The organism is Agarivorans sp. OAG1, assembly GCF_037076485.1.
Classification (GTDB): domain Bacteria; phylum Pseudomonadota; class Gammaproteobacteria; order Enterobacterales; family Celerinatantimonadaceae; genus Agarivorans; species Agarivorans albus.
This window is the reverse complement of the sequence record NZ_AP028990.1, coordinates 3,964,237-3,976,128: the sequence shown is the minus strand read 5'-3', so window position 1 is coordinate 3,976,128 and position 11,892 is coordinate 3,964,237. Positions and strand designations below refer to the sequence as shown.

The following is an 11,892-nucleotide window of genomic DNA, read 5'->3' as shown; positions in this document are numbered from 1 at the left end:
GTTTAGCTAACAACTGATCCGAGTTTAAAGATAGGTAAGTACATGGCGATAACCATACCACCAACTAGCACACCAAGCACAGCCATAATTAGTGGCTCAATTAAGCTGGTTAGGCCGTCTACAGCATCATCAACTTGCTGCTCATAAATGTTGGCCACCTTATCTAACATGCTATCGAGTGAACCAGACTCCTCACCAATCATCACCATTTGCGTCACCATGTCGGGAAATAAATCCACAGTACGCATGGCCACGTTCATTTGCATACCGCCAGTAACCTCAATTCTAATCGCATCTACGGCATTTCGATAGACTACGTTACCTGATGCACCAGAGGCTGACTTTAAGGCATCAATCAGTGGGATACCGGCTGCAAAGGTAGTGGACAAGGTGCGAGCAAAACGTGCCATTGCTGCTTTATGCAAAATAGGATTAATCACTGGAATCTTAAGAATAAATCTATCGGTAGCATCTTTAACGGCTTGAGAGCGCCTAAAAGCTTGTACATAACCATAGCCAAGAGCAAACACCCCGCCAAAAATATAGGGCCAATAGTCTTGTAAGAAGCGGGATATACCGATTACAAACTGGGTGAAGGCAGGTAACTCCGCCCCAAAGCCAGCAAAGATTTCTTCGAACTGAGGAATCACAAATAACAGCAGAATAGTAGTAACGATAATGGCTACAATGATCACCGAAACGGGGTAGAACATAGCCTTTTTAATTTTTGATTTCAGCGCTTCGGCTTTCTCTTTATAAATTGCTACGCGATCATAAATGGTTTCTAAAGCACCACTTTGTTCACCTGCTTCAATTAAGTCGCAGTAGAGTTGGTCGAAATACAAGGGGTGTTTGCGTAGAGCTTCAGAAAGGGCTGTACCAGATTCAACTTCAGCGGCAATCTCGGCAATCAACTCTCGCATTGCTGGTTTCTCAACACTTTTTGAAATAATGTTGAAGCTTTGGACTAAAGGCACGCCTGCTTGCAGCATGGTAGCGATTTGTCGCGATACCACGGCAATGTCCATGGGCTGAATTTTGTTACCCATCTTGCTAAGAAAACTCTCTGTTTTCTTTTTAATCTTGGTAACAGTAATACCTTGGCGTTTTAGTTCTGCTTTAACTTGGCTAATGGTTTCCGCTTGATACTCGCCGCTAACTTTAGCGCCCTTACGGTTAACTCCACTCCATGTGTAAGCATTGATTTTTTTAACTTCAATTTTTCGTTTGCTGGTAGTACTTGCGGTAGCCATAACATCCTTGCTAAGAAAATACGCTCATAGCGGCAATAAAGTAATTACTTAAACTTATCAGATCTTTAGTGACAGAGAAGAAAACACTTATACATTTGTGACTCGCTCCACCTCTGAAAGACTGGTTACGCCTAGGCGGGCTTTTTCTAAAGCTGACATACGAAGGGAATACATGCCTTCTGCCACAGCTTGCTCTGCGATTTCTATTGAATTGCCTTCAGCCATAATAATTTTTGATATGGCGGTACTCATTGGCATTACTTCGTAAATACCTACACGGCCTTTGAAACCACCAGTGCATTCGTCACAACCTACAGGGTCAAATAGCTTTACTCCGGCATCTAGTTGCTCTTGGCTAAAACCAATTTTAGGCAGTAGTTCAGCTTCTAACATTTTTGGCTTCTTACATTTCTCGCATAAACGACGCGCTAAGCGCTGGGCAATAATCAAACTTACCGAAGATGCAATATTAAAGGCGGGCACGCCCATATTGAGCAAACGGGTTAAAGTTTCCGCCGCAGAGTTAGTGTGTAAGGTAGATAATACTAAGTGACCGGTTTGCGCCGCTTTAATCGAGATTTCAGCAGTTTCTAAATCTCGAATCTCACCCACCATTACAATATCGGGATCTTGACGAAGAAAGGCGCGCAAAGCGCTGGCGAAGGTCATGCCCGCTTTGTTATTGATTTGTACTTGGTTAACCCCGGGTAAATTAATTTCTACAGGGTCTTCTGCGGTAGAAATATTAGTTTCTACGGTATTTAGAATATTTAAGCCAGTATACAAAGATACTGTTTTACCGGAGCCGGTAGGCCCGGTAACCAGAATCATCCCTTGTGGACGAGCAAGAGCATCTAAGTAGAGCTTCTTCTGTTTGTCGTCATAACCAAGAATATCAATATTTAGATTTGCAGCCGATGAGTCGAGAATACGGATTACAATTTTCTCTCCCCACATGGTAGGTAGAGAGTTAACCCGCATATCAATAGCTTTATTGCGGCCAGTTTTTAGCTTAATCCGGCCATCTTGAGGTAAACGCCTCTCGGCGATATCCATTCGCGCCATCACTTTAAGGCGAGCCGAGAAGCGGTTGGCCAAATTTATGGGGGGGCTGGCGATTTCGTGTAAGATTCCGTCAATGCGAAAACGGATCCGGTATTTGTGCTCGTAGGGCTCAAAGTGTAAGTCCGATGCACCACGTCTAATCGAATCCATCAATATCTTGTTGATGTAAACAACAATCGGTGCGTCATCTTCCTTTCCGTTTTGTTGCTCATCTAATCGCGAACTTTCTTCGCTTACTTCTAAATCACTAATGTCGTCGTCGGAAATATCGCCCAGCTCTAAGTCCGAACCATCGCTAACCAAAGCTTGAATAGCTTTTGCTAGCTTATTTTCTTCAACGAGTAGTGCTTCAACATGCAGTCCAAAACTAAAACCAAAATCTTCGAGCGCCGTAACATTACTCGGGTCGGCCATGGCGACATAAAGGGTTTGGTTTTGGCTATAAACCGGCAATACGTGGTGTTTAAAAATTAGCTTTTCATTAAGGAAGTCTTGCGGGATTTCGCTGAGCTCAATCGCATCCAAATCGAGTAGCGGAATGCCAAATTGTGCCTCACAAAAATCGGCTAGCTCTCTACTCGTAATAACTTCGTTTTCTACCAGAACGGTAGTAAAGGCGGTTTGCTCTTGTACGCTGCGTTTGTACAGCTCAACAAGTTTCTCTTCTTTTTCGGGAAAAGAAACGGCCAAGCTTGAAGCAAGGCCGTTTAGTAATGAACTCATAAAGTTATTAACACAATTCAGCTGGTGAACAAGCTTTAGACCAGTTCAAGCTGCCTACACCTGTAGTTATAGGTGCAGTGATCGTATAGGTTGGAGCAGAAGCACCAGAAGTAATTCCAAGGTTTGCACTGGTGGCTACGATGACAAAATTTGTGCCATCTGCGGATACAGCTACGTTGTCTACATATTGACCGCTATCGGCTGTCCCAGCGGCAGAGTCACCTGCATCTTCACAAGGTCCAGAGGCCACGGCGCTTGAAGCTGAAGGGTCTGTTTGCCAGCACACTTCTACAGCTGTTTTTGCTGGACCAGTTGCTGCAATCACTTCCGAGAACTTAGCGCGGTTAGTATAGGTTTGATAAGCAGGCAGTGCTACAGCAGCTAAGATAGCCACAATCGCTACTACGATCATCAATTCAATTAGGGTAAAACCAGCTTGCTTGTTAGCAGCTTTGGTTTGTAGGTTTTGGATGGTTTTCATTGCGTCTTTCCTTTACACAAGTTTTTGAAGTTATTTATTTACCGTTGTTTTTATCAGAGCTGCATTGAAACAACTTTTAATTCAGTAACATCCCTGATACCACGGTGCTATAAATGTGATTCTCATTAAAGCACACGTGACATATAAGTATAGTGATTATTGTAAAAAGGCAATAAAATCGTGATCTTAGCAGCACTTATAAAAAACGCGCTGTACAAAATTTTGTACAGCTTAATGTTAGCATTAACATAAACTATGCGACAAATCGCATACTTAGGTCTAAGGCCTTGACATGTTTGGTCAAAGCGCCCACCGAAATGAAATCTACGCCGGTTTCTGCATATTGGCGAATAGTACTTAAGGTCATATTGCCGGAGGCTTCTAATTTTGCTCTGCCTTGGTTAAGTGCCACTGCTTGTTTCATTAAATCTACCGAGAAGTTGTCTAACATTACTACATCGCACTTAGCAGCCAATGCTTGCTCTAGTTCTTCTAGGTTTTCTACTTCTACCTCCACCTTTTTACCTGGCGAAAGCTGGCGCGCTTTATCTATGGCGGCTTTAATGCCACCGCAGGCCATAATGTGGTTTTCTTTAATTAAGAATGCGTCGTGCAGACCAAAGCGGTGATTAGTGCCCGCGCCACAAGTTACCGCATATTTAGAGGCGTAACGTAAGCCGGGTAGGGTTTTACGGGTATCCAATAACTTACAATTGGTTCCTTCCAGTAAAGCCATGTATTCGGCTACTTGGGTAGCAATGCCCGACAAGGTTTGAATAAAGTTTAGCGCCGAGCGCTCGCCGGTAAGTAGAATACGCGCAGGGCCGGTTAAGTAACATAAGGCTTGATCTTCAACTACTTTGTCGCCGTCTGCTACCAGCCACTCAATCTTAACTTGCTCGCCTAGCTGCCTAAATACTTCATCGGCAAAGGCTTTTCCTGCGAAAGTTGCACTTTCACGGCTGATGATTTTTGCTTTACTAATTTGTTGCTCTGGAATTAGTGCGGCGGTAATGTCTAGTTGCGGGTCTAATTGTCCTAAATCTTCAATTAAAGCGGCGCTTACATTGGCCCGTAGTTGTTCGGCGTTCATGCATCGTATCTCTGATGGTTAGCAGGAGGAGACAGTATTTAAAGGCTGTCACTTAAGTGTGGCGCATTTTAGCGCAGAAGTTCACTACTTGCATGGTCAAATAAGCTGTTTATGCTAGACAATAGTTATTGGCTTGGTTGGAAAGCTAAACTATATGCTTTTATGGAGTAGCTCTTGCAAATAAAACAACATCGATTGACTGGCGTTAAGTGGCTAGAAAGTGAGTTCTATAATCAGCGGCCTAACGATGAGATTAGTTTGCTGGTTATCCACTGTATTAGCCTGCCAGAAGGCTGTTTTGGTTTACCGCATATAGATGAATTGTTTTGTGGAAAGCTTAATTGCAGCGCAGATCCAAGCTTTAAAGACTTGCAAGGTTTAGAAGTATCAGCTCATTTAATGATAAACCGCAGTGGCGAAGTGACTCAGTATGTCGACTTTGATAAACGAGCGTGGCATGCGGGGGTATCTAGCTTTGAAGGTCGAGAAGGGTGTAACGATTATTCTATCGGCATCGAGTTGGAAGGCACCGACCATAGTGAATATACCAAGCAGCAATACCAAAGTTTAATTAAGGTTAGTCAATTATTGCTGCGCCAATATCCTAAACTCACTAAACAACGCATTGTCGCGCATAGCGATATAGCGCCCGGCAGAAAAACTGATCCTGGTGAGTATTTTGATTGGTCTGCTTATTTAGAAGCGCTTTGAAGCGACTTGGTTTGCTTGGGGAATTAGCTTATTATTTAAAGGTCGCCTGATGTTTATGGAGCAAAATCAGTAACATGTCTCTTATTTCCTTACTGTTGGCATTGAGTTTAGAACGCGCTCGTCGCATTGGTGCTAACTGGTGGTGGCAACATGTTTTTCATTGGTGGTTACAGCGCTTTGATCGCGCTTCAGCGATTTGGCAAATTGCTATGGCAGTGGTGTTACCCACTCTGTTGATTGCGTGGCTACAAGTCAGCATAAGTGGTTTGCTATTTGGCTTAGCAAATCTTGCACTATGGATCTTTATCCCGTTACTCACACTAGGCTGCCCACCAATTCAGCAAGGCTATCGAGACTATTTGCGTGCTGCTGCTAGTGGCGACGAACAGGCCTGTAGTGACTTTAATCAGCAACTGCTAAAACAAATTCATCCCCTGCATCAGGTGAGTGAGCAGGAGTCGATTGCCCTTACCACTGGTACCCAATTAATGTGGCTGAATTACCGTTACTATTTTGCGGTGATTTTCTTTTATGTATTGGCTGGCCCTGCTGGCGCCATCTTCTATGGTTGTAGCCGGGGTTTGCACTTGCATAAGAGTACCGAGGTGCAGGCTTTGGAGCCTACGGTTAACAATTTCATGCATTATCTTGATTGGTTACCCTCTCGTTTAGCCAGTTTGTGTTATTTGGCGGTTGGCAATACCAGCGAAGCACTACCTATTTGGTTACACGCTTTGCGTGATACCAAGCACAGCAATGGTTACTGGTTGGCGAAAGTAGCAGTGGCAGCAGAGCTTTCGGAGAAAGAAAGTGAGCACGAAATGTTATGTGTAGCAACCACTTGTCGATTTGTAAGTTTAGCCAAGCGCGGCATTATGCTGGCTATTGCGATTATTGCTATTTTAACCATTTCTGGCTGGCTTATTTAGGCCGCTGCTCAGCGGCTTCTTGTTTTCATCTATTTTTACATAATCTTGTAAATTCCTTTCTCCTTGTTACATTTGCCCGATCTTGTGCACAAAAAAAGGTCTGACCAATTACATTTGTCGTACAAAAGTCTTTACTTATTTTGCGATAAGTGCTGGCTAAATTGATGTGGGTCAATTTTTCTGGACAGCGTGTTTCTGATTTGTTAATTTGCTGCGTGTAAATTGGTATTACCAATATTAAGTGCAACGGAAATTAATGAGCTACCAACGAATTAAGCCACCTAAACTCGCTGATGTTATTGCAAAGCAATTAGAGCGAATGATCTTAGAAGGAAGTTTACCGCCGGGTGAACGCTTACCTGCTGAGCGCGAGTTGGCCAAACAATTCGATGTATCACGCCCATCATTGCGCGAAGCGATTCAGCAACTTGAAGCGAAAGGCCTAGTTGTAAGGCGCCAAGGCGGCGGCACTTATGTGCAACAAAAGCTGCGTGAAGCGCTAACCGATCCGCTGTTTAATTTATTGTCCAATCATGATGAAAGCCAACTAGACTTGTTGGAGTTTCGTCATGCGGTAGAAGGCATCTCGGCTTATTATGCGGCACTGCGCGGCACCGAGGCAGATCTAGAAAAAGTGCAAGCCAGTCATGAACGGATTGAGCTTGCGCAGCAAGACGGCGATACCATTAGTGAAGCAAAAGCCGTTTTACGTTTTTATGAAGCCATTACTGAGGCGTCACACAACTTAGTATTGTTTCATTTAATTAGAGGTTTGAGTCCATTGTTAGAAAAAAACATCATGGACAATTTTCAGGTGTTGTATACGCGTCCAAATGTGGCAGACAAAATCCGCCATCATCGGTCACTTATGTTGCAAGCCATTCTCGATGGTAAGCCTGATGACGCCAGAGAAGCCTCACACAAGCATTTAGCGTTTATTGAAGAGACGCTGTTACAAATCGAACGAGAAGAAAGCCGAGTTGAGCGTTCTAATCGCCGTTTAAAACAATTGAAAGTGTAACCCAAAAGCTGCGTTGCAGTGGTTTGGAAACTATTAATAACTGATAAGGAAACAGCCATGTCAGAGGTACTGAAGCATGATGTTGACTCACTAGAAACTCGTGAGTGGATAGACGCCATTGAATCTGTGATCCGTGAAGAAGGCGTTGAACGTGCCCAGTTCTTGTTGGAGCAGGTCATCGCTAACGCGGGTATTGATGGGCTCGCTGGCCCTGGTGGGTCAATCACTAGTGATTACATCAACACCATTTCGGTGGCAGAACAACCTGAATACCCGGGTGACAGCGCAATAGAGCGTCGTATTCGTTCAATTATTCGCTGGAATGCGATTATGATTGTATTGCGTGCCTCTAAAAAGGACCTCGACTTAGGCGGCCACATGGCTTCTTACCAGTCTTCTGCAGCATTTTACGAGGTGTGTTTTAACCACTTCTTTAAAGCACGTAATGAAAAAGATGGTGGCGATTTAGTTTATTACCAAGGTCATATCTCTCCTGGTATTTATGCTCGTGCCTTTGTTGAAGGCCGTTTAACCGCAGAGCAACTAGACAGTTTCCGCCAAGAGGTAGACGGTAAAGGCTTAAGCTCTTACCCACACCCTAAGTTAATGCCTGAGTTCTGGCAGTTCCCAACAGTATCTATGGGTCTTGGTCCAATTTCTGCCATTTATCAAGCTCGCTTCCTTAAGTACTTAACCGGTCGTGGCTTAAAAGATTGTTCTGGCCAACGTGTATACGCCTTCCTTGGTGACGGCGAAATGGACGAGCCGGAATCACGTGGCGCTATTTCTTTCGCAGCGCGTGAGAAATTAGATAACTTATGTTTCCTTATCAACTGTAACTTGCAGCGCCTAGACGGCCCGGTTATGGGCAACGGCAAAATCATTCAAGAGCTAGAAGGCCTATTTAAAGGCGCTGGCTGGAATGTGATTAAAGTGGTTTGGGGCAGCGAGTGGGATAGCCTACTAAGCAAAGATAGCTCAGGTAAGTTGTTACAACTGATGAACGAAACAGTTGATGGCGATTACCAAACCTTTAAATCTAAGTACGGCGCGTACGTGCGTGAACACTTCTTTGGTAAGTACACTGAAACGGCTGACTTAGTTAAAGATATGTCTGATGACGAAATTTTTGCTCTACGTCGCGGTGGTCACGATCCAGTTAAGCTTTACGCAGCCTTTGATAAAGCACGCAAAACCTCTGGCGCTCCAACAGTAATTCTTGCTAAAACCGTTAAAGGTTATGGCATGGGTGAAGCGGCTCAAGGTAAAAACATTGCTCACCAGGTTAAGAAAATGGACATGACTCATGTAGAGCAGTTCCGTGACCGTTTAGGTGTAGATGTTAGTGATGAAGCCTTACCTAGCTTGCCGTACATTGAACTTAAGCCGGGTACACCAGAGCATGACTACTTGCATGCTCGCCGTAAAGAGCTAGCCGGTTACACGCCATCGCGTTTACCTAACTTCACTCAAGAGTTAGCGATTCCAGAACTAAGCGAATTTGATGCGCTATTAGGCGAGCAAAAACGTGATATTTCAACCACTATGGCTTATGTTCGCGCCTTAAATGTAATGCTTAAAAACAAAGGCATTGGTAAAAACGTAGTGCCAATTATTGCCGATGAAGCACGTACTTTTGGTATGGAAGGTTTGTTCCGTCAAATTGGTATCTACAACCCAAGTGGCCAAACTTACACTCCGCAAGATAGAGAGCAAGTGTCTTACTACAAAGAAGATACTAGCGGTCAGGTATTGCAAGAAGGTATTAACGAATTAGGTGCAATGAGTTCGTGGGTAGCGGCGGCTACTTCGTACAGCACCAACGACGTGCCAATGATTCCATTCTACATCTACTACTCTATGTTTGGTTTCCAACGTGTGGGTGATATGTGTTGGATGGCGGGTGACCAACAAGCGCGTGGTTTCCTATTAGGTGCTACAGCAGGTCGTACTACGCTAAACGGCGAAGGTTTACAGCACGAAGATGGCCACAGCCTAATTTTGGCTAACACCATCCCTAACTGTATTTCTTACGATCCAAGCTTTGCTTTTGAAGTTGCGGTAATTCTGCAAGATGGTTTACGCCGCATGTACGGTGACCAAGAGAATGTTTACTACTACTTAACCTTAATGAACGAAAACTACCATCAACCAGCTATGCCAGCAGGCGCTGAAGAAGGTATTCGTAAGGGTATTTACAAGTTTGAAGAAAACAAAGGTGCTAAAGGCCAAGTTCAGTTACTAGGTTCGGGCACCATCATGCAGCAAGTATTGAAAGCTGCCAAAGTATTGAGCGAAGAGTACGACATTGCATCTGACGTATTTAGCGTAACGTCTTTCAACGAGCTAACCCGTGAAGGTCAAGCCGTTGAGCGTGCCAACATGTTAAACCCAGAAAGCGAAGCGCAAGTGGCCTACATCACTGAGGCGCTAACTGACGCACCAACTATTGCTGCGACCGATTACATGAAGCAATACGCAGAGCAAGTTCGCGCTTACGTACCAGGTAGCTACAAAGTATTGGGTACTGATGGCTTTGGCCGTAGTGATAGCCGTGAGAACTTACGTCGTCACTTTGAAGTAAATGCTGACTACATCGTAGTAGCTGCACTTACAGAGCTAGCTAAAGCTGGCACTTTAGACAAGAAAGTTGTGAGCGAAGCGATTGCAAAATACGACATCGACACTAACAAAACTAACCCTCTCTACGCGTAAGGGCGAATAGCTATGAGTATTGAAATTTTTGTACCAGATATTGGCGCTGATGAAGTAGAAGTGACCGAGATCCTTGTTGAAGTTGGCGATAGCGTAGAATTAGAGCAATCGTTAATTTCGGTAGAAGGCGACAAAGCGGCAATGGAAGTTCCGGCTTCTCAAGCTGGCGTTGTAAAAGAAATTAAAGTAGCGGTAGGCGACAGCGTAGCCACCAACGCATTGATTATGATCTTTGAAGCTGAAGGCGCAGCCGAGCAACCAGCGGCAGCTTCGGCAGCAGCCGCTGCTCCTGCAGCAAGTTCAGTTGAACTGGTTCATGTGCCAGATATTGGTGATGATGAAGTTGAAGTGACCGAAGTAGCGGTAAGTGTTGGCGATGTAATTGAAGCAGAGCAAACGCTTATTTCGGTTGAAGGCGACAAAGCGGCAATGGAAGTACCAGCGCCATTTGCTGGCACGGTTAAAGCCATTAGCATTGCAGTAGGCGATAAAGTGTCTACTGGTACGCTAATTATGGAATTCGAAGTTGCTGGCTCTGCTCCTGCTGCGCCTGTAGCAGAGGCTTCAGCCGCTGCTCCTGCAGCTTCGCAGCTTCAAGAAGTTAACATTCCTGATATTGGCGATGATGAAGTTGAAGTGACTGAAGTTTCAGTTTCCGTTGGCGATAGCGTAGAGCTAGAGCAAACGCTTATCTCTGTTGAAGGTGATAAAGCGGCAATGGAAGTTCCTGCACCGTTCGCTGGTGTAGTGAAAGAGCTTAAAGTAGCTGTTGGCGATAAAGTTAAGACTGGCTCGCTGATTATGGTGTTTGAAGTAACTTCTGCAGCACCTGCTGCCAGCGCACCAAGCGCTCCGGCTGAAGCACCAAAACCAGCTGCAGCACCTGCACCAGCACCAGCAAGTAAACCTGCGAGTGCACCAGCTAAATCGGGTGAATTTGTAGAGAATAGTGCCTATGTACACGCCTCTCCTGTAATTCGTCGTTTAGCGCGTGAGTTTGGTGTTGATTTAGCCAAAGTTAAAGGTTCGGGCCGTAAAGGGCGTATCGTAAAAGAAGACGTTCAAGCTTACGTTAAGCAAGCGGTTAAAGTTCTAGAGTCTGGCGCTAGCGCTGGTGGCTCAGGCATGGACGTAGCAGCATGGCCAAGCATTGATTACTCTAAGTTTGGTGAAGTGGAAGAAGTGCCACTATCACGTATTCAGAAAATCTCTGGTCCAGCACTGCACCGTAACTGGGTGAAAATCCCTCACGTTACTCAGTTTGACGAAGCCGACATTTCAGAAATGGAAGCTTTCCGTAAAGAGCAAAACGTGATTGCTGAGAAGCAACAGTTGGGCTTTAAGATCACGCCGCTAGTATTCATGCTAAAAGCTGCAGCTAAAACTTTGGAAAGCATGCCTAAGTTTAACTCGGCACTGTCTGACGATGGCAACAGCCTTATCATGAAGAAGTACATCCATATCGGTATTGCTGTAGATACGCCAAATGGCTTGGTTGTACCAGTAGTGCGTGATGTGAATAAGAAAGGCATTTATCAGCTTTCTGAAGAGTTGGTAGAAATTTCTAAGAAAGCACGTGCTGGTAAACTTACTGCCTCAGACATGCAGGGTGGTTGTTTCACTATTTCTAGCCTTGGCGGTATTGGTGGTACTCAGTTTACACCTATCGTAAATGCGCCAGAGGTAGCCATTTTGGGTGTTTCGCGCAGCGAAATGAAACCAAAGTGGAACGGTAAAGATTTTGTACCGAAGCTAATGTTGCCATTGGCACTGTCTTACGATCACCGAGTGATTGATGGGGCCGACGGCGCGAGATTTATCTCAACATTAAGTGGCTTGTTGGGCGACATTCGCCGACTAGTACTTTAGTAATAAGAGCTGGGTGTTTATCACCCGGCTCT

9 protein-coding genes are annotated in these 11,892 nt (G+C 44.7%); 5 read left to right on the top strand and 4 right to left on the bottom strand.

Annotated elements, in window-relative coordinates; all coding sequences use genetic code 11:
- Window positions 1-2 precede the first annotated feature (2 nt).
- The 4 genes from OAG1_RS18005 to nadC form a co-directional block, all read right to left on the bottom strand.
- Window positions 3-1,253, bottom strand: a complete 1,251-nt coding sequence (locus OAG1_RS18005) for a type II secretion system F family protein (RefSeq protein WP_338622256.1) — start codon at window positions 1,251-1,253, stop codon at window positions 3-5.
- A gap of 87 nt (window positions 1,254-1,340) precedes the next feature.
- Entirely contained in the window at window positions 1,341-3,041 is a 1,701-nt protein-coding gene (gene pilB / locus OAG1_RS18000) for a type IV-A pilus assembly ATPase PilB (RefSeq protein WP_338622255.1), read from the bottom strand.
- 7 nt (window positions 3,042-3,048) lie between these two features.
- Window positions 3,049-3,522 (bottom strand): prepilin-type N-terminal cleavage/methylation domain-containing protein, encoded by a 474-nt coding sequence (locus OAG1_RS17995; protein WP_338622254.1) that lies wholly within the window; start codon window positions 3,520-3,522, stop codon window positions 3,049-3,051.
- A 253-nt stretch (window positions 3,523-3,775) separates the two neighbouring features.
- Window positions 3,776-4,615 carry a carboxylating nicotinate-nucleotide diphosphorylase gene (gene nadC / locus OAG1_RS17990; protein WP_338622253.1) on the bottom strand — a complete coding sequence of 280 codons (840 nt, stop codon included), beginning with the start codon at window positions 4,613-4,615 and terminating at the stop codon, window positions 3,776-3,778.
- Between the two features lie 174 nt (window positions 4,616-4,789).
- Between nadC and ampD the strand changes: the two genes are divergently transcribed.
- The 5 genes from ampD (at window position 4,790) to aceF (ending at window position 11,860) form a co-directional block, all read left to right on the top strand.
- The gene (gene ampD / locus OAG1_RS17985; RefSeq protein ID WP_338622252.1) at window positions 4,790-5,326 is read left to right on the top strand and encodes a 1,6-anhydro-N-acetylmuramyl-L-alanine amidase AmpD; all 537 of its coding nucleotides are present in this window, start codon (window positions 4,790-4,792) and stop codon (window positions 5,324-5,326) included.
- A gap of 74 nt (window positions 5,327-5,400) precedes the next feature.
- Complete coding sequence (gene ampE / locus OAG1_RS17980; protein WP_338622251.1) at window positions 5,401-6,255, top strand: beta-lactamase regulator AmpE; 855 nt, start codon at window positions 5,401-5,403, stop codon at window positions 6,253-6,255.
- A 256-nt stretch (window positions 6,256-6,511) separates the two neighbouring features.
- Window positions 6,512-7,276 carry a pyruvate dehydrogenase complex transcriptional repressor PdhR gene (gene pdhR, locus OAG1_RS17975; RefSeq protein ID WP_016400804.1) on the top strand — a complete coding sequence of 255 codons (765 nt, stop codon included), beginning with the start codon at window positions 6,512-6,514 and terminating at the stop codon, window positions 7,274-7,276.
- 57 nt (window positions 7,277-7,333) lie between these two features.
- On the top strand, window positions 7,334-9,991 hold the full coding sequence (gene aceE, locus OAG1_RS17970) for a pyruvate dehydrogenase (acetyl-transferring), homodimeric type (protein ID WP_338622250.1): 2,658 nt from the start codon (window positions 7,334-7,336) through the stop codon (window positions 9,989-9,991).
- 12 nt (window positions 9,992-10,003) lie between these two features.
- A complete protein-coding gene (gene aceF, locus OAG1_RS17965) occupies window positions 10,004-11,860 on the top strand; it encodes a pyruvate dehydrogenase complex dihydrolipoyllysine-residue acetyltransferase (RefSeq protein ID WP_338622249.1) in 1,857 nt (618 codons plus the stop codon).
- Window positions 11,861-11,892: the final 32 nt, after the last annotated feature.

What these genes read in the sequence shown, in the direction of transcription:
- OAG1_RS18005 (WP_338622256.1), bottom strand. Translation starts at nt 1,253, where the DNA reads ATGGCTACCGCAAGTACTACCAGCAAACGAAAAATTGAAGTTAAAAAA.
- pilB (WP_338622255.1), bottom strand. Translation starts at nt 3,041, where the DNA reads ATGAGTTCATTACTAAACGGCCTTGCTTCAAGCTTGGCCGTTTCTTTT.
- OAG1_RS17995 (WP_338622254.1), bottom strand. Translation starts at nt 3,522, where the DNA reads ATGAAAACCATCCAAAACCTACAAACCAAAGCTGCTAACAAGCAAGCT.
- nadC (WP_338622253.1), bottom strand. Translation starts at nt 4,615, where the DNA reads ATGAACGCCGAACAACTACGGGCCAATGTAAGCGCCGCTTTAATTGAA.
- ampE (WP_338622251.1), top strand. Translation starts at nt 5,401, where the DNA reads ATGTCTCTTATTTCCTTACTGTTGGCATTGAGTTTAGAACGCGCTCGT.
- pdhR (WP_016400804.1), top strand. Translation starts at nt 6,512, where the DNA reads ATGAGCTACCAACGAATTAAGCCACCTAAACTCGCTGATGTTATTGCA.
- aceE (WP_338622250.1), top strand. Translation starts at nt 7,334, where the DNA reads ATGTCAGAGGTACTGAAGCATGATGTTGACTCACTAGAAACTCGTGAG.
- aceF (WP_338622249.1), top strand. Translation starts at nt 10,004, where the DNA reads ATGAGTATTGAAATTTTTGTACCAGATATTGGCGCTGATGAAGTAGAA.